We start from the raw sequence: 21,529 nt of genomic DNA, 5'->3' as shown, positions 1-21,529 counted from the left end.
CCCCGCTTGATTTTTGCGTGGGCATGACGGACTTTTGAGGTCATGCATACACTACTTTATCTCCTGTTGGATAGCCTGATCTCCCTCCACTTCCAGGGCAACGTACCGGGCATGGCCGTCCTGGTGGCGCAAAAAGGGCAAGTACTTTTTGAAAAAGCCTACGGAAGCGCCAATATAGAACTGGAGACACCCCTGGAACCATCCATGGCTTTCAAGATCGGCTCCGTGACCAAACAATTTACGGCGGTGGGTATCCTCCGGCTGGTGGACCAAGGCAGGGTTCACTTGTCCGACACGATACAACAATATATAAAGGGCTTTCCTTCCAAGGGGTACCCCATCACCATCGAAAACCTCCTCACGCATACCTCGGGGATCGTGGACTATATGTCTCTCGACGACCCTGATCCTTATATCGAACGCAGGGATTTTACCCCGGAGCAGATTATTCATTATTTTCAGGACCGGCCTCTTTTATTCCGGCCCGGCTTCACCTTTAGCTATTCCAATTCCAATTATACCCTGCTGGGGTATATTATTCAAAAGGTCACCGGTATGCCCTATCATCTTTATATGACGGATAGCGTGCTCAAACCGGCCGGGCTGACCCATACCGGTTTCGCCACCGAACAGGATGTCCTCCCCGGCCGGGTAGAGGGATACTCCCGGGACAAAGGGTATTACCAGAATGCAGACTACCAAAGCATGACCCTGGCCTACGCCGCGGGCGATCTATATTCCACGGTCGAAGACCTGTACCGTTGGAATTGCGCCTTGCTGGAAGGAAAGCTCCTTCCCCCGTCCCTGCTCCAAAAGGCATGGACCGCTCACCGCCTGGCGGATAGCAGTTCCACACACTACGGCTATGGATGGTATGACAACCTCCTCTATGGGGTACGCTGTATCCACCATGAAGGTCAGATCAACGGTTTTATCGCGGAGGTTAAATATTTTCCCGGCGAAGACCTTTACGTTTGCACCCTCACCAACCTCCGCTCAGGGGAAGACCGGACCACCTTCAGCGAAGGCCGGTTTCGATTGATGGAGAACATCGCCCTTGCCGCCCTGGGGAAACTGGGACCGCCGCCGGCGTCCCTGCCCAGCGGTGCGATCGATCGGTTCATCGGATCGTACCGGTGTGTTGAAAAACCCAAACTGGTCCTTAAGATTTATAAGGAGAACGGCCGGTTATACGCCGACCTCTCCAACGGCACCGGGCGGCACATGGTCCTTGAGCCGGAGACCGCCACCCGTTTCGTACTACCGGATGTGCTCAATGTCCGGACGACCATCGAGTTTACACCGGACGGAGGGCTGATCGCCACACAGGACAAGCCGTATGTGTTTAAAAAGTTCTGACGTATCTTATGTCCATGAAGTCAATCCCCTTCTGGACAATGATCGTACCGTTGGCAGCCCTGTCGGCGCTGATGGTGACGCCGCTTTTCGGTTCCCCACTGCTCACCCTTATCCCGGGCGCCCTGCTGATCGCCACGGTCATCGCCTCCGTCCATCACGCGGAAGTAATCGCCCACCGTACCGGCGAGCCCTACGGCACCATCATCCTGGCGGTAGCCGTGACCGTGATCGAAGTGTCCCTGATCCTGTCGCTGATGCTGGTGGGCGGGCCCGGGTCGGAGGTGTTGGCGAGGGATACCGTTTTTGCCGCGGTCATGATCATCCTGACGGGTATCATAGGGCTTTGCCTGCTGATCGGCGGGTACCGGCACCGGGAACAACGCTTTGTCCTCCAGGGTGCGAATGCCGCGTTGATCACATTGACCGCGATCACAGCCCTGACACTCATCCTGCCCAATTATACCACGACGGTACCCGGGCCGGCCTATAGCCGCACCCAGCTGGTGTTCGTGGCCATCGTCTCCCTGGTGCTGTATGGCACCTTCTTAGCGGTGCAGACCGTACGGCACCGGGATTATTTTCTGAGCGATGACGCCGCTGAAACCCACGCGGCGTCCCCGGGGAACACAAAGGTGGTGCTGAGTTTGTTCTTCTTGTTGGTGGGCCTCACCGCCGTTGTCTTGCTGGCCAAAAAACTGTCCCCTACGATAGAATCGGGTGTCGAGAACCTGGGCGCGCCCAAGTCGCTGGTGGGCGTGATCGTTGCCACGGTCATCCTGTTACCGGAAGGGCTGGCCGCCGTCAAGGCCGCCCGTAAAAATCATCTGCAAACGAGTCTGAACCTTGCGTTGGGGTCCGCGCTGGCCAGCATCGGGCTGACCATACCTGCGGTGGCCTTTGCCTCCATCGCTGCAGGGCTGGACGTTACGCTGGGGCTGGACGGCAAGTCCATGATCCTCCTCGTGCTGTCTCTTTTTACGGTGACCCTTTCCCTGGGCACGGGCAGGACGACCATCCTCCAGGGGACGGTGCTGCTGGTGTTGTTTGCGGTGTATTTGTTTACGACGATTTTCCCTTAGACAATTTGCAGCACGATCTTCCCTTGTACATGCCCCGTTTCGCTCAGTTCCTGCGCTGCTGCCGCCTGTTCCAGCGGAAAGACCCGGGCGATCACCGGGTGGACCTTGCCCTCGTCGATCAGGCGGGCGATCGTTTCCAATTGCTCCGTATTGGCCAGGGTTGTAAAAGCCTCTACTGCCTGATCTTCCGGAGCCAGGGTCGTAACGATCCTGCCCCCCTTTCTGATCACGGACAGGGAGCGCTTTTGCGTATCGCCCCCGAGGGTGTCGAGGACCAGGTCCGCGTCGTGGACGACGTCTTCAAAACGCTGCTTCGTATAATCGATCACCACATCGGCCCCGAGCCCCTGTACAAAATCGATTTTGGGCGTAGAGGTCGTACCATACACCCGGGCCCCCACCCAGCGCGCGAATTGTACCGCGTATATCCCCACCCCACCCGAGGCGGCCTGGATGAGGACCGTCTGGCCTCGTTCCAGGTGACCGTGGTCGAAGAGTCCCTGCCAGGCCGTCATACCCGCCAGCGGAACCGCCGCCGCGTGGACATGGTCGATCGTCTTTGGTTTTAGGCCGATCTGGTCGGCCTTCACCGCCACATACTCGGCATAAGTACCGTTTCGCGTGGGGTCGGGCCGGCCGTATACCTCGTCTCCCGGGCGCCATTGGTGGACGCCGCTCCCCACTTCTTCCACAACGCCGGACATGTCCCAGCCCAGCGTTAGGGGGAAATCGGTGGGGTACTTTTTTGCCCGGAGCCCCTTGCGGATCTTCCAGTCAAGGGGGTTCACCCCGGAGGCATACACCTTTACAAGCACCTCACCGGGAGCAGGCATGGGACGGGGTACCTCTTCCAGTTGGAGGACCTCGGGTCCTCCGAAGGCATGGATCCGGACGGCTTTCATATTGAAGTTTTGCTTTCCGCCACAGGAATCGTGCCTATCGCAAGGGGATTCTTATAATGTTGAAAGAATAAGGTTCCATGGCCAGGGAGATGGTCTTGCCGGTTTGCAGCGTCGTTGTGTGCGGTGCCACCTGCCGTGGTTGATCAAAGGTATTGACCGCGCCGAGGTCGTTGTTTTGGAGAACCGTCAAGGTGCCGGTTTTACCAAGCTTACGGCCCTCCACTGCGATTGTTTTAACGGCGGGTTGGCCCGACGCATTCACCACCTTGATGATCAGGTCATGCGTTGCATCGTCCACACAAGCCGTTGCATACAGGCTGTCCTGACCCGCCACGGTGTGCCCGTCCAGGGTCAGGGGCACCACCCCGGTCCCTTTGTTAAGCGAAAAAAGCTGCTGGACATAATAGTCAGGAGTCCCGTAAGATTGCAGGTTATTCACCCAAATCAGGTCCGGGGTCCACTGCCAGGCGTCGGCATTCGCAAAAAGCGGGGCGTAAGACGCCATGCTGACCACATCGGCGTTCCGCTCCAGCCCCGTCATAAAGGCGGCTTCGGAAAGTGCCGTCAGCCAGCAGTTTTTGTTTTCGGGGCTGACCGTATGGTCGCTTTGGGCGGCGTATTCCCCGGCAAAAATGTGGCTGCTCCCCCTTGGATAGCCGTCATACCGCCGTGCGTTGGCAAAAAACCATTCGGGATTCCGGTAATAGTGTTCGTCGATGAGGTCGGCGTGCATCGACCGTAGTTCGCCGTTGAGGTAGTCGAAGCGCGCGCCGTCGGGATCGGTGCCTGAGCTGTTGACCAGCTTCAGATCGGGATAACGGGCTTTGATGGCTTTCGTAAATTCCTGGAGCCGTTCGACATACTGCGGCCCCCAGTTTTCGTTCCCCACACCCATCATCTGCAGGTGGAAGGACGCCGGGTGCCCCATGGAGGCCCGGAGTTTTCCCCAACGCGTCGTGGTATCCCCATTGGCAAATTCAACCAGGTCCAGGGCGTCCTGGATATACGGATCTTCCTGGTCCAGGGGCACCAGCTCCGCGGTATTGAACTGGCAGGCCATGCCGCAGTTCAGGATCGGGAGCGGCTGCGCGCCTATATCCTCCGCCAGTTGAAAGTATTCGAAGAAGCCCAGGCCATGGCTTTGAAAATAATCCGGTGTCGACCGGCGGGGAAATTCGACGTTCCATCGGTTGATCTCAAACTGCCGGTCTTCCACAGGACCTACCGTTTTTTTCCACTGGTAGCGGTTGTTCAGGTCCATGCCTTCCACGATACACCCACCGGGAAAACGGATAAATCCCGGCTTCATATCCGCCAGCCATTGCACCATATCCGCCCTAAGCCCCCCGGGCCGGTTTCGCCAGGTGTCACCGGGGAAAAGGGAGATCATATCGACATCGATCCGGCCGTCGCCTTCAAAACCGAGGGTCATCGAGGCCTTTGGTTCCGTAGCCGTGGCGGTAATTGTCGCGGTCGCCTTATGCCATTGTTCTCCTGTTTCCGTGGGTACCAGCACCGTATCTCCAAGGCTGTTGCCTTTGGCGTCCTTTAAACCGATGTGCAGCGTTATACCCGTTTGCGGTTGCCGGTATAGGATGGAAAAAAAGTAACGGACGCCCTTCTTGATCCCCATCCCCCTAAAACCTTCATTGACGAGCCCCAGGTCTCCGGGTCCCTCGTGGTCCGCGGTCACGCGGAGAAAACGCGGGTTATTCGGATCTTCCGCCTTCCGGTTCAGGATGAGCATACTCCCCTCCACCACCTTGTGGCCCTCTTTTGTCCACCCCATCAAAGGTTTTGTAAATTCAAAGGAACGGTTCTTCACCAGCTCCGCGTATAATCCGCCGTCGGCTCCGAAATTGATGTCTTCGAAAAAGATGCCCCACATCGTGGGTTGAATAGTGGCGGTGACCTTGTCGGCCTGGACTTTGAGGATGCCCTGCTGAGCGCGGGCATTTAGTCCTGTTGCTATGAAGCAGGCAAGCGCGAATCGTCTTACTATTGTCATATTGACACTTATTTCAGGCGTCAATATACGCAAAATTTTACACGTTCATCACCCCGGCGACCGCCCCCGACCAGCCCGGGAACAGTACCTTTTCCCCCGCTATCCGCAGGTGCCGGTCCGCGACCTCGCTAAACACCGACCGGAAGTCCGTCGTCACCGGCAGGTCGCGCCCATCCTCCAGGTTTTCCACCGTGAGCGGCTTGATGCTCCCGTGGACAATCCCACCCGCCGTATCGTTCCCCAGAATAAAGTTGCAGGAGCCCCGCCCGTGGTCCGTTCCACCCGTCCCGTTCTGGTGGACCGTCCGGCCAAATTCCGTCATGGTCATGACGGTCACCTCGTCCTGGTAGGTCCCGAGGTCGGTCCAGAAGGCCATGACGGCCTGGGAAAGGTCGGTGGCGCTGCGGGCAAAAACCCCGTTGGTCGTGCCCTGGCCATAGTGCGTGTCCCAGCCGCCACATTCGGTGAAGGCGATTTCCATCCCCACGTCCATCTTGATGAGCTGCGCGATTTGTTTAAGGGCGTTGCCTAATGGAGAGTTGGGATATTGGGCGCCACCAGCCGGTTTGTAGTTCTTGGTATCCGTCTTTTGCAGCATTTTCATCGCCTCGAAACTTTCCTGCCCGGCCTCCTTCAAAAGACCCGGGCTTGTCTGGTCATACAAATCTTCAAAGCTTTTTGCCGTGAGGTTGACCGCCGCGGGATTACCCCGCATCTGGATGGTAAAATCCTGGAGGTTGGCGATGGCCACGGCGGGGTTGTCCCCATACAACGACCGCGGCATGGCGGACGTCAGGCTGACCGCCGCAAAAGGCGTCAGGGCGTCGTGCCCCAGCAAACCCACCGCCCGGTTCAGCCAGCCGCTGGGCGTGGCCTTGTCAAACGGGGTACCCGATTCCATATAGTCCTGGGCGTCGAAATGGGAACGCGTATTATTGGGTGAGCCTATACCGTGTACGATGGCCAGCCGTTTGTCCCTAAACACCGGTTCAAACGCCTGAAGGGCAGGGTGCAAACCAAACCGCCCGTCCAGGTCGATCAGCGGGGACGTGTTGCCGGTTTTGGCAGGGGTCATAAAGAGCGTGGGCCGGGCCGTCTGCAGATAGGGATCGGCATAAGGCGTCACCGCCATCAGCCCATCCATGGCACCCCGCTGGAAAATGCAGACAAGGATCTTGTTCTTCTTGTACAGCCGGAACACCTTTTCCCGGGCCGCCGCCTCTGCAATAAAAGGAGGGATGCCGCCTAAAAGGCCTACACCAAAGAGGGCGAGGCCCCCGTTTTTTAAGAATGCTCTTCTTGTGACCATATAGAAATGTTTTACCGTCTTTGAAATTCGGGCGAACCTATGATGACGCCCACCACTTGCGACAGCATTGCGGGCGAAGGCGGGGCCTCCGTCATCGCCACAGGCTGCGCGATGCCTGGGGCCGCTTCCTCCCCTTGCGCAGGATTCTTTTTACTGGCCGCCTGTACTTTTCCCGCCAATGCCGGATCATTCACCATCGGCGTCAGCCGCCGTATCGTCTCGTCTACCTTTCGTTCCGGCAGGATCAGGTGCGCATACGTTTCCAGCGCAGCCTCCGCACTCTCCGGCTCGTGGTGGTTGTTCAGCGCCGCCAGGTCTACGCGCACCCCGGGTATCCGCCCGGAGGCGATCGCCAGGCCAAAATTCATCCGGTTGAGCAGGGATCCCGTATTGATCCAGTACTGCCCCCTGTCCGGGAAACCCGTCGGGGCCTGATAGGAATAAAGCCGTTCTCCCATCCTGGAAACCCAGTTGTACACCTGGAAGGGTTGATCAACCGTGGCGTGAAGACTGCGTATGGAGCTGATCGCCAGCTCAAACGGGGATTTTATTTTTTCCCGAACCGCGTCCGGCCCCCAGAACTCGGGGGAAGACACCATCGTCAGCAGGACCTGGCGAATGTCCCCGTTTTTGGCCAAAAACGTTTTGGCCATGCGATCGACCAACGCCTCGGAGGGGGTGTCGCAGACAAACCGGGTCGCCAGTTCCTTACATAAAAAGTGAGCGGTCGACGGATGGTGGGCCAGTATGTCCAGCAGACGTACCCCTTCGTCATACCCCTCGTCCGGTCCAAACGTCTTCCCCAGCACGGTTTTCTCGCCCTTGTCGTGGCGGTTGGGGATAAAGACAAAGTCGCCGTCGTGTACAAAACCCTGTTTAGCCATCTCGGCCGGGGGCATGGCCTCCAGGCGCTGCACCATCGGATTCTGTTCCTGGCCCATCGGGAAAACGGTCCAGCCCGTCAGGACACGGGCCGCCTGGGTGACGTCCGATTGCGTATAGCCGCCGTCCACCCCCATCGTATGCAGTTCCATCACTTCCCGGGCGTAGTTCTCGTTGATCCCGCCGGACCTGCGGGGGGGATTTTTTCCATTCGGCTGGTCCACGGGTGCCGTGCTGCTGAAATTATCCAGGTAGTACAACATCGCCGGGGACTTGGCCGTGGCCAGGAGCAAGTCTCCAAAGTGTCCCAAAGCGTTGGGCCGGATCACGTCCCGCTCATACGCCGGAATAAATTCGGCGCAATCCCCTTTGGTCACCGATACGTTGAAGTGGTTAAACCAAAAATCCGTCATGACTTCCAGGACCTGGTTGTTCGTATAGATCGCCCGAAGCACCTTCTGGCAATAAAATTGCCGGTACAATTCCTGGATGGGTTTAAAACCCTTTTGGTCCATATAGGTTTTCAGGAGGTCTTTGTATACCTTAGGGTCGGCCATGGCGGAGTCGGACGAAATCGTCCCGTCCTTGCGCATCATGCGCAATACCTCCCCCTGCCGGGGAAAGGTCTGGCGGACCTGGGCATTGGTCAGTTGAAGGGCGTCATACCCGCCCAGAAGGCGGTTCAGCGAATCCTCCGGAAGATCGGCTTCCAATTGCTTTGAAAACCAACGCTCCAGCCCCTCATGAACCACCTCGTCGATCTGACCCGGGGTCGGGCCGTAGGTAAAGCGGCTCAGCAAATGGGCGGCCGCCTGGCGCTCGGTAAGACCGGCTTGTTTGTAAGGGAAATGCGTACGCTTGGCCGCCGGGGGCGTACCCGAGCCGGGCGCTGGGGTCGTACCCGGGCCGTGCGCCGGGCGCGAGCCAGGCCCCGTGGACGCCAGCAGTCCCGGCCCTGTGCACAAGGAACAAAGGGCAAGCCCCAGCACGACAATCGAAAATGGTCTTCGCATGGAATTTAAGACACCGTCATCCACTTAAAGTTTAACATCATAAAAATTGCACCTATGACCACGCAACAAATTGCAGACCGTTTGGTCACGCACTGCAAGGCAGGCGAATGGGGCAAGGCCCACAAAGAGTTGTACGCCAACGACGCGCTCAGTATCGAGCCTTATGCCACGCCCGCGTTTGAAAAGGAAGTCAAGGGGCTGGACGCCATCACAAAAAAAGGTAAGGACTTCGACGCGATGGTAGAGTCCCTGCACGGCGTTGCCATTTCCACCCCCCTGGTGACCGGGAACTCGATCGCCTTTGTACTTGACATGGATGTCACGATGAAGGGGCGGCCGCGGGAACGCATGTCGGAACTGTGTGTGTACACCGTCAAGGACGGGAAGATTACGGCGGAGCAGTTCTTCATGTGACTCACGCCAGGAACATCCGCCAAAGGATGAACAGCGAGCTCCCTACCCCCAGCACGAGTATCAACCCGAGCTGCAGCCGCGCGTACCTGACCTCCCTGGTCGTTTTCCCCCGGTACAACCGGAAAGACCAGACCAGGAAGGGGCTATAATAGGCGGTGGCCAGGCAATAGTATACGAAAAAGTACACCGGCCCCATGGCCCCGCCGTTCTGTTCATAGTCCTTATTAAAATGGATAAGACAGGCCAGCCCGAAAAGACCCAGAAGGAAAAAATAGATCACCAGGGCCCCGGAGAGCATTTTGACGTATTTAGGCATAGCAAAAGTTATCCTAAAATACGAAAATTATCGCTAGGCCCGCGCCGTCTCGCTGCACGGGCCTTAACGCCTTACAACGCCGGGTTTGCCGCATAATCCGCCCACAACTGGTCCACGTCCTTCCCGGTAAGCTGTATCCAGGTCCCGTCCGTGTAGGTCGCGGTCCGCATGATGCCATCCAGTTTTTTGATGACACCCGCATAGCCATGCGCTTCGAGCCATGCAAAAAAACGCGCCGTCACCCGGTAAGCGTTGCGATAGCTTTGCTGGGGCGCATAATCCGGCAGGTGCCAGTTCGCCCCGGCATTGTCCACGCCCAGGGTATAGCGCACATAGTCCGCGATGCCCTCGGTGATCCAGCCCGGCCCGGCGCCGTTGGGATAGGCCTGGACGATGTGCATCACTTCATGGGTGACGACGTCGACGTCCCCGGGATGTTTTTTAAACCATTGGGGATTAAAACGGGTTACGCCCCCACCCGTCTCGGCCACGCCATTATAGCTAGGATCGACGACAAAGGTCACCCGGGTAAGGGTCTGCGGATTATACAACGCCGCTTCCTTTGGATAAACGGTGAAAAAGGTGCTGATCAGCCGGGCCTTGACCGCCGGATCAAAGGCCGTATCCTGGTTGACAAAGATGAGGGTATAACCGGAACGGGTCACGGTGTCGCGGGTTTCAGCGCGAACGCCCACCTGTACGAGCAGGCAAAGGGCAAGAAAACATGTCATGTGTTGCTTTTTTTATGGGTCTAAAGGATCGATGGCATCCATTTGAAGGGAAGCAGGGTCAATGCGGTAAGACACGCCAAACGCGTCCTCTGCGTGGAGGTCCGTAAACGGGACATAGCCCATTTCCATACGGCAGCGGGCGGCAAAGAATGGTGCTTCGATGTACGCCGTCTGGCCCGCCGTCGACATACACAACACCCGTTTATCCGGGGGAAAACCCTTCCGCAGCAGGATCCGGTTGGCGTTACGGATGTTGGTTGTCGTATGCCGGGCGTGCGGCTCCAGGATCACCGCTTCGGCCGGTACGCCCAACACATGGATCAGGTACTCTTTCATTTCCTCCGCCTCGCAATATGGGGTTTGGAAAGGATGGACAAACCCGCCCGACACGATGAGGAAAGGTGCCTTCCCCGCCCGGTAGGCCTCCGCGCCCAGTTGGCAGCGGTATTTGCCCATGGGGCTCATCGGCCATTCATTTTCCGGCCCTTCTCCGGGGATCAGGATGGCCGAGTAGGGAAAGTTTTTCCACACGGTCCCGGTTACACGCGTGTAGGCCGGACGGTTGGTGCTGTCCAACGGTTCAAAACGGCCCGCCTCGTCCCGGTTGTTGATAAAGAGGATATTCAGGGCCGTTTCCAGCGACGGCTGAAAAAAGGCAGACATCTTATCCTTGCCATGCCAAAGCATCATCAGCATTTCTCCCAGCATTTCCCTGGCAATAGGGCTCCCCGGTCCAAACGTCGCCGAGTCTATCGCCGCATAGCGGAAGCCCTTGTTCGTTGTATAGTTCGTGATGACCCGGTTTTCTTTAAGCGCTGCGTCTTCCCACGCCTTCCGCACCAATGCGGAGTCGTTAAGGGACGCGTCCCTGATCCAACACCCGGAGCGGCGCATCTCCGCCGCCAGGACGCCCATCACTTTTGGCGATTTTGCACACACCAGGCACAAGGCGCTGTCCACTGAAGTAATCTCTTCCGGTGTCCAGACAAAAGCCTTGATAAATTCCTGGGGTGACTTTCCACGTGCATGCACGATCGAACCCAAGAGGCTGTCCTTCGATGTCAACAGATTGGCGAAAAAAGGTTCGTTTTGCACCGCGGTTTTTACCGCCGTCCCTTCCATCAAGGTAAACAGGTAAAAGTCCTTGTCCTGTATCCACGAGCCGCTTCGAACAGGCGTATAATGCGGATCCCAGGCGGTTTGTGCGTGTACGGATATCGTGAGCAAGGTCAGAAAAGACACTCCCATGGACAGGCGCATGTCGTTTGATTTGATGGACGCTAAAGATCTGTAAAAAATGACATAAACCTACGTACTTTGCAAAAAAAGAGGATGGCAACAGATATCAAATGCCCGAATTGTGGTCACCGGTTTCCCATGGAAGAGGCTGTTTCCGAAGAATTCAAGAATGACCTCAGAGAAAAGATGCTCGAATATAAGCGGCAGCGCGATGATGAATTTATACGCAAGGAAGCCGAGCTTCAACGCCAGGCCAAGGACCGCGAAACGCTTTTGACCCGGCAGGCGCAGGAGAAAGAGGCCGACCTCCAGCGCCAGGCCAAGGAGCGCGAAGCGCTGCTGACGCGGCAGGTACAAGAGGAACGCGAACAACTTCGCCGCACCGTCGCCGCCGACTACGAGAACCAGCTACAACTTTTGCAACACGCCAACCGCGAGGGCGAAGAAAAGCTAAAGGAAGCCCGGCGGAAGGAAATGGAATACCTCCAGAAGGAACAAGACCTCACTACCAAGGAACAGGAGCTCGAACTAACCCTCCAAAGACGCCTGCTCGAAGAACGCACCGCGCTCACCGAAAAGATCCGGAAGGAAGAACTCGACAAGGTTGCCTTGAAAGAAACCGAACACCAGCTCCGTGTCCGCGAGCTCGAAAAACAACTCGAAGACCAGAAAAAGCTCGCCGAGGAAATGAAGCGCAAAGCCGAGCAAGGCTCCACGCAGCTCCAGGGCGAGATCCAGGAGCTCGCCCTCGAAGAAATGCTCCGGACCGCCTTCCCCTTCGACCTCGTCGAAGAAGTCGGCAAGGGTATCCGCGGCGCCGACTGTATCCAAACCGTCCGCAACAGCTTCGGACAGGTCTGCGGCAAAATCATCTACGAAAGCAAGCGCACCAAAGAATTTTCCAAGGACTGGCCCGAAAAGCTCAAGGCCGACATGCGCCACCTCTCTGCCGACCTCGCCATCCTCGTCACCCAGACCATGCCCCGGGATATGGACCGCTTCGGCGAACGCGACGGCGTCTGGATCTGCACCTTTAGCGAGGTCGGAGCCCTGGCCCACGTCCTCCGTGACGGCCTCCTCAAAGTATACAACGCCAGCCGTTCCCAGGAAAACCAAGGCGAGAAAATGGTCATGCTCTACCGCTACCTCACCTCAAACGAGTTCGCCGAACAATGGAAAGCCATCCGCGAAGGCTTTGCGTCCATGCGCCAGTCCATCCAGCGCGAACGCGACGCCATGGAAAAGCTGTGGAAGGCCCGGGAAAAACAATTGGAGAAAGTGCTGCTGAACGCCGCCCACATCAAGGGCTCGATCGAGGGGATCGCGGGGTCGGATTCGGTGGATTTGCGGCTGACCGACGAGGAGGACGAGGCGTCCGATCTCCTGTTGAATTAGGGCAGCGCCCGCCGACGCTGCACACGGCGCTAGCCGCGGCTGGGCCTTCGGCCGGCGCGGCCTCGCCAGGCTCTTAGGGCTCCGTCACCAGGTGCACCATCGCCATGTCCCTCCAGGTTTTAAACCGCATCGGCAGGATGCGCGGGGGCTCCTGTTTTGAAAAACGGCATGCCAGCGCGCCCTCTGATCCATAGGTAAATGGTTCCAGCGGCATGTCCCGCATAAAGTCCATCTCCCCGATGCCATACCATTTATAGACCGCCTCCTTCGCGCCCCAGCACACGATCGCGTGCTGCAAGGGTGCACGAGGGTCCAGAAAAGCCTGCTCGGCCGGGCTTAGGAATTTATGGATGATCTTCTCCACCTTGGGGGTAAACGCCTCGATGTCTATACCCACACGATAGTGGCGGCTCACGATGGCCGCCGCGAAATTTCCGCAGTGCGAAATGGAAAAATGGAAGGACTCCCCCGGGACATACGGCTTCCGGGTATTCGCTATAAGGATGTCTTTGTATGGGAAATCGGGGTAAAGGTAGCGGAGCAGGAAGCGTCCGGCCAGGTGCTGCAACCGTTTGTGGGGGTGTGAGATTTCCCGCTGCAAGGGGACCGATTTCAGGAAAAAGTCGGCCGGCTCTGCGATCTGCCAAACCCCCAGGCGCGTACATTCGTTTATATCTTGTTGAAAAAAAAGTCCCATCTTCGCACCCTGATTTTCAAAACCTCCTCAATTTACGGCAATGATACTGTCCGACAAGCGCATCCTGGAAGAAATGGACAAAGGCACGATCAAGATAGTTCCTTTCCAACCCGACTGCCTTGGAAGCAACTCCTACGACGTACACCTGGGCAAACACCTGGCGACCTACGTCGATGACACGCTGGACGCCCGCAAACACAACACCATCACGCACTTCGAAATCCCCGAAGAAGGCATCGTGCTCCTCCCCCACAAGTTCTACTTAGGCGTCACCCAGGAATACACCGAAACCCACGCCCACGTCCCCTTTCTGGAAGGCAAATCCTCCACCGGCCGCTTGGGCATCGACATCCACGCCACCGCCGGCAAGGGCGACGTTGGCTTTTGCGGCAACTGGACCCTCGAAATCTCCGTCAAACAACCCGTCCGCGTCTACGCCGGTATGCCCGTCGGCCAGCTCATCTACTTCCCCGTCGACGGCGAAGTGGCCGTCAAATACAACAGCAAGGCTGGCGCCAAGTACAGCGGGCAGCCGGACAAGCCGGTCGAAAGTATGATGTGGAAAAATAAGTTCTAGCTCCGCCCGCGCGGATTGCGCCGCGCGCGTTCAGAGCAGCGCCGCTGCGCGCGGGCCGCGCCCCCTGCGGGACGCTCAGAGCCGCCCGTATTTTTGCCTGTAGGCAATCAGCCACGCTGTCACCTCGCTATAGCTTTCGATCCCCTTTTCCTGGTGGTGCGCCTTCAGATACCCGTCATACATCCTGTTCAACACTGGCTCCAGCGGATTTCTATGCGCCCTTAAAAAGTTGATCAGCGTGTGATAATCCGCGCGAACCAGCGTATCCAGCGCGTGATAGTTCCGCCGCGCCGCCGCCGAATCCCGGAGGAAGAGCTCCCGGTTGGCGTAACTGAAAAGGTCGAAATAGGCCGAGTAGCGGAACCACGGATCGGTAGAGTGCACCGCCGCAAGATACCCCACGAAGTTGGCCTCGCTTTCGCTGGCATACCCCAGTTGGTGCGCCATTTCGTGACAGGCGGTATACGGCAGCGTAAAGGCCGGAACGGTACAATTCACCTGGGCTTCTCCCGTAAAGGGATTGTAGTAGCCCAGAAAGCCCATATAGTTTCCCCATTCCCCATACATCGAGGGTTTGATCGACTTATACGTATAGTGGATAAAGGCCAGGCTCGTATCCCCCTCGATGCCCCGGTATGCTTCCCGCGCCTCCCGGAGGATCACCCCGGCATCCGGCAGGGGTGCCACCGCCGCCCGTCTTTCGTCATTGACGCGAATGAGCAGAGAGTCGATCAGGTTTTGCAACGTATCCCGGCCGTAGGGACGGGGATCCAACCTCAGTTGGTAAGCGATCCCCAGCCGGTTATAGTTGAGCGCCCACGCCAGGTTGAACACCAGGATGATGACCAGGCACCATTCCACAAAACGCCTCCCCCACCCCAACCACTGCCGGAAACTCCATTCCCTTTTCAACAGGCGGGCCACCAGGATAACCGCCCACGTGAGCAACAGGACTCCCGCGGCAAAATAAAATACGTCCCCCGCGCTAAAGGGTACCCAACCCCAAAGTCCCCTCAGGAGCGCCGCCAGGTGCGGATATATGCCCGTGCTGTACGCCCGTTCCACCCATTCCGGATACATCCCGAACCAGGCCACCGCAAGAAATAAGACGACGAGGATCAACAGCCTTTTATATTTTGCCATAGCAATAAAAATAAGATGAACCCGTCATTTTTCGACCGCGTCCTACAAATGCTTCGCGAGGGGGCCCCCGACGTAGGCGCCGCAAGCGCGCCGGGCGCAGGGGACGCAAGCGCAACGGGCGTGGGCGCCGCGGGCGCAACGCGCCGCGTTGGCGGCGGCACGGTGACGCATATCTCCCGTGTCTCCGGCGGAGACATCAGTGACGCCTATGTGCTGGAGACCGGCGGCGGCCGGTTCTTTTGCAAGGTGCAGGACGCCACCCGCGGACAGGCAATGTTCGAGGCCGAGGTTCGCGGGTTGGAGGCGCTGCGGCCGCACTTTCCGCGGGTACCCGCGGTGGTCGGCACCGGTACCCTGGAGGGGAAGGCCTTCCTGGTGCTGGAATGGCTGCAGGAGGGGAAGCCCCGCCCGGATCGCTGGGAGCGCCTGGGCGAGGCGCTTGCGCGGCTGCATCGGGGCGCGGGCGTGGCCGCAGCGAGTGGCGCGGCAGCGGGTGGCGCGGCAGCGAGTGGCGCGGCAGCGAGTGGCGCGGCAGCGGGTGGCGCGGCGGCGAGTGGCGCAGCGGCGAGTGGCGCGGCAGCGAGTGGCGCGGCAGCGGGGCCTGCGGCCCCAAGCGCAGCGCTGACCTTCGGCCTGGAGGCCGACAACTTCATCGCCACGCTCCCGCAAGACAACCACCCCGAGCCCACCTGGCCCGCCTTCTACACAAAAAGACGGCTGCTGCCCCTGTGGAAACAGGGCATAGCCCGTGGGCTATTCAGTGTCAAGACGTTAGGACAGGTAGAAGCGCTCGAAGCGCGCATGAACCAATTTTTCCCCAAAAATTTGCCCTCCCTCCTTCACGGAGACCTTTGGTCCGGAAACACCAAAACGGGCCCGGACGGGGACATCTGGATCTTCGACCCGGCGGTGTACCGCGGGCACCGGGAAATGGACCTGGCCATGACGCGGCTTTTTGGGGGTTTCCCGCCCGAGTTTTATGAAGCGTACGGCCCGCTGGACGCGGGTTGGGAGGAACGGGTGGCGATTTGCCAGCTGTACCCGCTCCTGGTGCATGCGCTTTTGTTCGGGGGCGGATATGTACAGGAATGTATGGGGATCGTGGCCACATACGCCGGGGGATGAGGCATTTATCCCTACCTTTGTGAAAGCCGCATTCTTTCAAGAAAAATTCGGCGATTCCCCCGTTTTTCTCTACCTTTGCAAACCTTTTAAAAACTTCCGATGAGTAGTCGCCGGGCTTTTGAAATCGCGTTCGTGGGTTTGAAACCGGGTATGCATGAATACCGGTATGAGATCGATGATGCGTTTTTCGAGGAGTACGGACACCAGGATTTCAAGGGTGTAAAGGCGGAAGTAAAGTTGACCCTGGACAAAAAGGCGTCTTTTTTGATCCTGAAGTTCGAGGTCGGCGGCAAAGTGGATGTATCGTGTGATCGCTGCGGGAATGACCTCCCCCTGGACCTTTGGGATGAATTCAACATCCTGGTCAAGATGGTGGACAACCCGGATGAGATGAATGAAGAAGAATCGGACCCGGACGTATTTTATATTTCCAGGACCGAAAGCCACATCGACGTGAAGGGCTGGATCTACGAGTTTATCAGCCTGAGCGTACCGATGCAGCGGATGTGTGCGGAGAATGAGATCGGCGGTCCGTATTGTAACAAAGAAGTGCTGGCCCGTCTGGCCGGTATGAAGCCTTCCGATGGGGAAGGCGGTAAAAAAACGACCAATTCCCTTTGGAAGGGATTAGATAAATTTAAAAAACAATAAAAGAGTAGCGCAATGCCCAATCCTAAACGCAGACATTCCCAGCAACGCAGCGCCAAGAGGAGGACCCACTATACCGCCGAAACGGTGACCCTGAGCAAGGACAGCACTACCGGTGAACTGCACGTTCGCCACCGCGCCCATGAGAGCGAAGGCAAGCTGTACTACAAAGGCAAACTGGTCGCCGAAAAGGCCCCCCGGAAGGCATAACCATTACCCTGCTGTTGATGCGCATCGGAATCGACATGATGGGAGGCGACTACGCTCCACAGGAAGCTGTGAAGGGTGTAGTGCAGTATCTTCAGTCATCTTCGGCTATCGATGTGACCCTGATCGGGGACGAGCAGCAGGTGAAGTCATTGCTGACCGACGCTCCCCCGACGGTCCGGTTCGTACACGCACCGGACGTCATCGGGATGCAGGAGCACCCGACCAAGGCCCTCAAGGAAAAAACGAACTCATCCATCGCCATAGGCTTCAAGCTGCTGGCGACCGGTGAGATCGATGCATTTATCAGCGCCGGCAACACCGGCGCCATGATGGTGGGCACCTTCTACAGCATCAAGTCGATCGAAGGCGTTCTCCGACCCACGATTTCGACCATCATCCCCAAGCTCGACGGAAGCTTTTCCCTGCTCTTAGACGTCGGTCTGAACGCCGACTGTAAGGCGGAAAACCTGCTGCAGTTTGCCATTCTGGGCAGCCTTTACGCCCAGCACATCCTCAAGATCGACGACCCGAAGGTCGGCCTGGTCAATGTCGGCGAGGAAGAAGGCAAGGGCAACCTCCTGGCACAGGCGGCCTATCCCCTGCTCAAGGCCAGCGAACAAATCAACTTCCTGGGGAACATCGAAGGACGGGACATCCTGCAAGGAAAGGCCGACGTCATGGTCTGCGAAGGTTTTACGGGCAACGTCATCCTGAAAATGGCCGAGTCCCTGTATGACGTGGCCGTCCACCGCGGTTTGAAGGACGATGAATATTTCCACCGCTTTCACTACGAGAATTACGGGGGTACGCCCATCTTAGGCGTTTCCAAGCCGGTCATCATCGGACACGGCATCTCCGAAGCCCCCGCTTTCAAGAATATGATCATTCTTGCCCAAAAGATGCTGGAAAGCGATCTCCTGGGCAAGATGAAGTCCTGTTTTGTTGCCTAACTTATTTGATGGTCGAAGACTGCAGTTGTTCCGTAAACTGGAACCCGTACAGCTGGGCATTCACGTCTACTTCGATGACGCCTATCCCCTTTGCAAAATAATACGTTCCCACGATCGCCAGGGTGCTGGTGGGTATGCCGGCCTGGGCCGCCAGTGCCGTCAGACCCGACGGTACCGCGCTGACCGTTTCCGTAGTGACATCGATATAGCTCTTCCCGTTGACGGTTTTCGAGCCGCCGGTGCCGGTAATGGTAATGGTATAGGTCGTCGTGTCTGACGCCGCCGCATCGATGACGGTTTGTACCCAGCTCGCGTTGGCCACCGTATCCTTCAGGTAAAGGATGGGAGACGACGTCGCCAGACCACCCACGCCGGACAGCTGGAATTCAGGGATGATGCCGATTCCATAATAGTTGGTGCCTTGTTGTGCAACAACTACGTCTTGCGTCACGGTATCACCGGTCAGGACAGAGAATGTAAGCCCGCCGATAACGGTGTCCTTGCCCGAGGCCGTGATCGTAGACGTCCATGTCGTGTCGATCGCTTTAAAGGTGGTGTGCAACTGGTTTTCCGCCTCGACCAGGAGAATGGAACTGGAGGGATTAAAAACCTCAGATACACTGTACGTCCAGGTAGAGGCGCTCTCCGTGGGTTGGTAACTGTTGTCCGAAGAGTTGGACGTGGGGGTATTGGATGATTTTTTGCTGCAGGAGGTCAGCGCCATGCCCGCGCATACACATAATGCAAGAAAACGTTTCATAAGAATAGGGGTTGCTTGGTTTATCGAATATTGGAGTTAACAAGACTCGCGTTTACGGTAATGCCTAAGAATGGGTTGCTAAGATCTTCTTCGATTAATCCCACGTTTTCTGCATAATAATACTCCGTCGTCGTGTTCAGGTTCACTCCCTGTATACTTAAGAGAACGGTGAAGCTTTGCAGCGCGCTGGGTATCGTGGTCGACTCTACCTGGATCACATTAGGATAATTGATGCCATTGACCACCTTGGTCAGTCCCCTCGCCTTTATGGTAAAAGCATAGGAGGTCGTGTCTTCAAAGCCAAGCCCATCCTGTATGACCGTCGTTTGAGACCAGGAGGTTCCCACCGGTTTGTCTTCGAGGTAGGTCAATGTATCGTCGTTGAGCGAAAAACCGCCAAAGCTGCTTCCCCCTATCCACATCAGTCCCCACACCTGGTCCACGCCCGTGTATACCCCCTGGGACAGGGCGATCGCCGGACTGTATATTCCCCCGCCATAATCATTCGAATACTGTTGGAAGGTCAAGCCGCCTGCCTGGGCGGTCGTGTTCAGGGCGGCCACGTGATAAACGATCGTCGTATCCATCTTAAACGCTGAAAAGACACTCGCCTCCTGCGGAAAGAGCTGGCCGATGGTCGACTGGCCGATGTTAAAGACCTGGTGCACCTGGTAGGTCCACGTAGATCCGGATGAATCAGGTTGATAATTATTGGTGACCGGCCCTTTATAGGTGGAATCTGCGGGCGGTGTGGTTGTGGTCGTATCCGTCGCTGCCGGCCCAACAGGCTTAATCAACCCGTTTTCCCTCGTACAGGCAGCAAAAAGAAGCAGTGTTATAGCGGCAAAACCCGTCTGGAGCTTTGTTTTCATGGATCGAGGCGCTTAAGGCCGTACCCTAAATTAGCCAAAAACCGCGACTTTACTCAAAATAAATCCTGACAGTCTGGTAAAACAGCCGGTTCGCCAGGTAGGTATTTCCGGGATTGCTTTTTTCCGCAAACCCTTGCAAGCCCAGCAAACCCGCGGCATTCCCCTTATTGATGGCGATCTCCAGGTAGCCGGCGGCGTTAAACAACGCCAGCTTCTCCCCTTCCCCCGCGTCCGCATACGTCTCGCTGATCTTGTCGATCACCTCGTCGCGTTTAAAAACGATCTTAAAACTCCGTCCCTTCCGCTGTTCCTCGAACTCTTCCCGGCTGATGTTCACCACCACGTTTTCGAAGTGATCGATAAAGATCACCTGCCCTTCCATCCAGTTGTTGCCTAACTGCGGCCTGAGCGGGTTCTTGACGTTGATCTCCACCCCTGCATCGCCCAGCTCCTCCGGCCGTTTGCCGTTTTCAATGTCCCGGATCGCCTTCCCGAACACCTGGGCAAAATACAGCGTATCCTTATGCGCCCCCTTCGAAATGGGCAGCCCCACCACCAACTCCGGCACTTCTTCCAGGATCATCGTAATCAACCCATTGTCCGCCACCAGGAAGTACTGCCCATGGTGCCTGATCAACAACAAATGATCCGGCCGCACGTCGAAAAGGTTCACCAGCAACAGGTGATACGTCCCCAGCGGAAACTGCCGGAACGCTCCCCGGCACACATAGGCCGCCTGAGGGTAATTAAAAGGCGATAAAGCATGGGTTATATCCACCAGTTGAAACCCGGGATCAATGCCCAGCAACTGGCCCCTAACGGCGCCCACCAGGTAATCCTGGTGTCCAATATCGGATGTCAGGGTAACAAGCGCCATCGGGCTATTTGACGAGTTCTCCTTTTTTGAAGAAAAATTTATGGACCAGCTTGTCCGCCAGCCCCGGCAATAATTTGTTCAGCCAGACCGTCTCGTTCCCCTGGAAGGTCATCACCAGGGTTCTTTTGCGGTGCCCTATCGCCTTCACGATTTGTTTGGCACACTCCTCCGCACTCATCAGCTTCCCTTCCTCCAAGGGCGATTCCCCCTGGGGGGCTCCCTTTTTGTTCAAGGCCACATTCCGTATGTTCGACGTCGTAAAGCCCGGGCACACCCACATGACGTGTACACCTGACGGTAATAATTCGGTTTTTAGGGCCTCCAGCCAGCCATTCACCGCGAACTTGCTTGCCGAATACCCGCTCCGGCCCGGCAGCCCCCGGTATCCTGCGATGGAAGACACCCCTACGATCACCCCCTTATTCGCAATAATGCTGTCCAGGGCGAACTTCGTGCAATACACCGTCCCCCAGAAATTCACATCCATGACCGTCCGTAGCGTATCCAGCTCCGTTTCCTGCACCAACGCCCGCATCGAGATGCCCGCATTGTTCACCAACACGTCCACCCCACCGAATTCCCGGATCGCCGACTCGATAAACCGCCGGCAATCCTCCTCCTTCCGCACATCCACCACCATCGTATGCAGGAACTTGTTGCTATGCCTCACCTGCAGCTGGTACAGCTTGTCCGCACTCCGTCCGCAGGTCGCCACATACGCGCCCGCCTCCAGGAAGCGCTCCACCAGCGCCTTGCCGATCCCGTCGCTCCCACCCGTGACAATAACTCTTTTGCCTTGAAAATCATCCATAGCTGTGCATTTTCCCAAAATGCAAAAATAGGCTAGTTGCACATGCCCTGTATCTAAAAAACAACGCAAAAAAATTTGTATGGAACGGTTTTTCAGCTATTTTTGCACTCCCAAAAGAAAGGGCGTTCCCCTTTTTTGATTCCGTAGCTCAGTTGGTAGAGCAATACACTTTTAATGTATGGGTCCTGGGTTCGAGTCCCAGCGGGATCACA

At 57.1% G+C, this 21,529-nt stretch carries 22 protein-coding genes and 1 tRNA gene; 10 read left to right on the top strand and 13 right to left on the bottom strand.

Features of this window, described 5'->3' with window-relative positions:
• The first annotated feature begins 42 nt into the window (after positions 1-42).
• On the top strand, positions 43-1,359 hold the full coding sequence (locus EDB95_RS20030; protein ID WP_133996304.1) for a serine hydrolase domain-containing protein: 1,317 nt from the start codon (positions 43-45) through the stop codon (positions 1,357-1,359).
• 14 nt (positions 1,360-1,373) lie between these two features.
• Entirely contained in the window at positions 1,374-2,438 is a 1,065-nt protein-coding gene (locus EDB95_RS20025; RefSeq protein ID WP_211352165.1) for a calcium:proton antiporter, read from the top strand.
• Here the strand turns inward: EDB95_RS20025 and EDB95_RS20020 are convergent.
• Genes EDB95_RS20020 through EDB95_RS20005 form a run of 4 tightly spaced genes read right to left on the bottom strand, consistent with a single transcriptional unit; the run spans position 2,435 to position 8,552 of the window.
• Positions 2,435-3,340, bottom strand: coding sequence for an NADP-dependent oxidoreductase (locus EDB95_RS20020; RefSeq protein WP_133996300.1), 906 nt, complete (start codon positions 3,338-3,340; stop codon positions 2,435-2,437). The genes EDB95_RS20025 and EDB95_RS20020 overlap by 4 nt on opposite strands.
• 34 nt (positions 3,341-3,374) lie before the next feature.
• On the bottom strand, positions 3,375-5,348 hold the full coding sequence (locus EDB95_RS20015; protein ID WP_133996298.1) for an alpha-L-arabinofuranosidase C-terminal domain-containing protein: 1,974 nt from the start codon (positions 5,346-5,348) through the stop codon (positions 3,375-3,377).
• A 37-nt stretch (positions 5,349-5,385) separates the two neighbouring features.
• Complete coding sequence (locus tag EDB95_RS20010) at positions 5,386-6,657, bottom strand: DUF1501 domain-containing protein (protein WP_133996296.1); 1,272 nt, start codon at positions 6,655-6,657, stop codon at positions 5,386-5,388.
• 11 nt (positions 6,658-6,668) lie between these two features.
• The gene (locus tag EDB95_RS20005) at positions 6,669-8,552 is read right to left on the bottom strand and encodes a DUF1800 domain-containing protein (protein ID WP_133996294.1); all 1,884 of its coding nucleotides are present in this window, start codon (positions 8,550-8,552) and stop codon (positions 6,669-6,671) included.
• Between the two features lie 54 nt (positions 8,553-8,606).
• Between EDB95_RS20005 and EDB95_RS20000 the strand changes: the two genes are divergently transcribed.
• Complete coding sequence (locus EDB95_RS20000) at positions 8,607-8,966, top strand: nuclear transport factor 2 family protein (protein WP_133996292.1); 360 nt, start codon at positions 8,607-8,609, stop codon at positions 8,964-8,966.
• Position 8,967: 1 nt separating this feature from the next.
• Here the strand turns inward: EDB95_RS20000 and EDB95_RS19995 are convergent, their stop codons facing one another.
• From EDB95_RS19995 to EDB95_RS19985, 3 genes are all read right to left on the bottom strand, one after another.
• Positions 8,968-9,282, bottom strand: a complete 315-nt coding sequence (locus EDB95_RS19995) for a hypothetical protein (RefSeq protein ID WP_133996290.1) — start codon at positions 9,280-9,282, stop codon at positions 8,968-8,970.
• Between the two features lie 71 nt (positions 9,283-9,353).
• Positions 9,354-10,013 carry a basic secretory protein-like protein gene (locus EDB95_RS19990; protein ID WP_133996289.1) on the bottom strand — a complete coding sequence of 220 codons (660 nt, stop codon included), beginning with the start codon at positions 10,011-10,013 and terminating at the stop codon, positions 9,354-9,356.
• A gap of 12 nt (positions 10,014-10,025) precedes the next feature.
• Entirely contained in the window at positions 10,026-11,273 is a 1,248-nt protein-coding gene (locus EDB95_RS19985) for a YdcF family protein (RefSeq protein WP_133996287.1), read from the bottom strand.
• Between the two features lie 72 nt (positions 11,274-11,345).
• Here EDB95_RS19985 and EDB95_RS19980 point away from each other — a divergent pair, with 72 nt between their 5' ends.
• A complete protein-coding gene (locus tag EDB95_RS19980; protein ID WP_133996285.1) occupies positions 11,346-12,647 on the top strand; it encodes a DUF2130 domain-containing protein in 1,302 nt (433 codons plus the stop codon).
• A gap of 73 nt (positions 12,648-12,720) precedes the next feature.
• Here EDB95_RS19980 and EDB95_RS19975 read toward each other — a convergent pair whose 3' ends face one another.
• Positions 12,721-13,344 (bottom strand): 4'-phosphopantetheinyl transferase family protein, encoded by a 624-nt coding sequence (locus EDB95_RS19975; RefSeq protein ID WP_133996284.1) that lies wholly within the window; start codon positions 13,342-13,344, stop codon positions 12,721-12,723.
• 40 nt (positions 13,345-13,384) lie between these two features.
• Between EDB95_RS19975 and dcd the strand changes: the two genes are divergently transcribed.
• On the top strand, positions 13,385-13,921 hold the full coding sequence (gene dcd, locus EDB95_RS19970; RefSeq protein ID WP_133996282.1) for a dCTP deaminase: 537 nt from the start codon (positions 13,385-13,387) through the stop codon (positions 13,919-13,921).
• Positions 13,922-13,996: 75 nt separating this feature from the next.
• On the opposite strand, the gene EDB95_RS19965 is transcribed toward dcd, so the two are convergent.
• Positions 13,997-15,064, bottom strand: a complete 1,068-nt coding sequence (locus EDB95_RS19965) for a DUF3810 domain-containing protein (protein WP_133996280.1) — start codon at positions 15,062-15,064, stop codon at positions 13,997-13,999.
• Positions 15,065-15,079: 15 nt separating this feature from the next.
• Between EDB95_RS19965 and EDB95_RS19960 the strand changes: the two genes are divergently transcribed.
• The 4 genes from EDB95_RS19960 to plsX all read left to right on the top strand — a co-directional run bounded on the left by EDB95_RS19960 (position 15,080) and on the right by plsX (position 17,997).
• Entirely contained in the window at positions 15,080-16,189 is a 1,110-nt protein-coding gene (locus EDB95_RS19960) for a fructosamine kinase family protein (protein WP_133996278.1), read from the top strand.
• A 99-nt stretch (positions 16,190-16,288) separates the two neighbouring features.
• A complete protein-coding gene (locus tag EDB95_RS19955) occupies positions 16,289-16,840 on the top strand; it encodes a YceD family protein (protein WP_133996276.1) in 552 nt (183 codons plus the stop codon).
• Between the two features lie 12 nt (positions 16,841-16,852).
• Positions 16,853-17,047 carry a 50S ribosomal protein L32 gene (rpmF, locus tag EDB95_RS19950; RefSeq protein ID WP_133996274.1) on the top strand — a complete coding sequence of 65 codons (195 nt, stop codon included), beginning with the start codon at positions 16,853-16,855 and terminating at the stop codon, positions 17,045-17,047.
• A 17-nt stretch (positions 17,048-17,064) separates the two neighbouring features.
• Positions 17,065-17,997: a phosphate acyltransferase PlsX gene (gene plsX / locus EDB95_RS19945; RefSeq protein WP_133996272.1), complete on the top strand. Its 933-nt coding sequence runs from the start codon at positions 17,065-17,067 to the stop codon at positions 17,995-17,997.
• 1 nt (position 17,998) lies between these two features.
• Here the strand turns inward: plsX and EDB95_RS19940 are convergent, their stop codons facing one another.
• From EDB95_RS19940 to EDB95_RS19925, 4 genes are read right to left on the bottom strand one after another with little or no spacing between them, the layout of a single operon-like run.
• Positions 17,999-18,757 (bottom strand): hypothetical protein, encoded by a 759-nt coding sequence (locus tag EDB95_RS19940; protein ID WP_133996270.1) that lies wholly within the window; start codon positions 18,755-18,757, stop codon positions 17,999-18,001.
• Positions 18,758-18,777: 20 nt separating this feature from the next.
• Positions 18,778-19,629, bottom strand: coding sequence for a hypothetical protein (locus EDB95_RS19935; RefSeq protein ID WP_133996268.1), 852 nt, complete (start codon positions 19,627-19,629; stop codon positions 18,778-18,780).
• A 49-nt stretch (positions 19,630-19,678) separates the two neighbouring features.
• The gene (locus EDB95_RS19930) at positions 19,679-20,506 is read right to left on the bottom strand and encodes an SAM hydrolase/SAM-dependent halogenase family protein (RefSeq protein ID WP_133996266.1); all 828 of its coding nucleotides are present in this window, start codon (positions 20,504-20,506) and stop codon (positions 19,679-19,681) included.
• Between the two features lie 4 nt (positions 20,507-20,510).
• Positions 20,511-21,317, bottom strand: a complete 807-nt coding sequence (locus EDB95_RS19925) for an SDR family oxidoreductase (protein WP_133996264.1) — start codon at positions 21,315-21,317, stop codon at positions 20,511-20,513.
• A 137-nt stretch (positions 21,318-21,454) separates the two neighbouring features.
• Here EDB95_RS19925 and EDB95_RS19920 point away from each other — a divergent pair.
• A tRNA-Lys gene (locus EDB95_RS19920) sits at positions 21,455-21,527 on the top strand.
• The last annotated feature ends 2 nt before the right edge of the window (positions 21,528-21,529 follow it).

Source organism: Dinghuibacter silviterrae (assembly GCF_004366355.1).
GTDB lineage: Bacteria > Bacteroidota > Bacteroidia > Chitinophagales > Chitinophagaceae > Dinghuibacter > Dinghuibacter silviterrae.
This window is presented reverse-complemented; position numbering and strand designations above follow the sequence as displayed.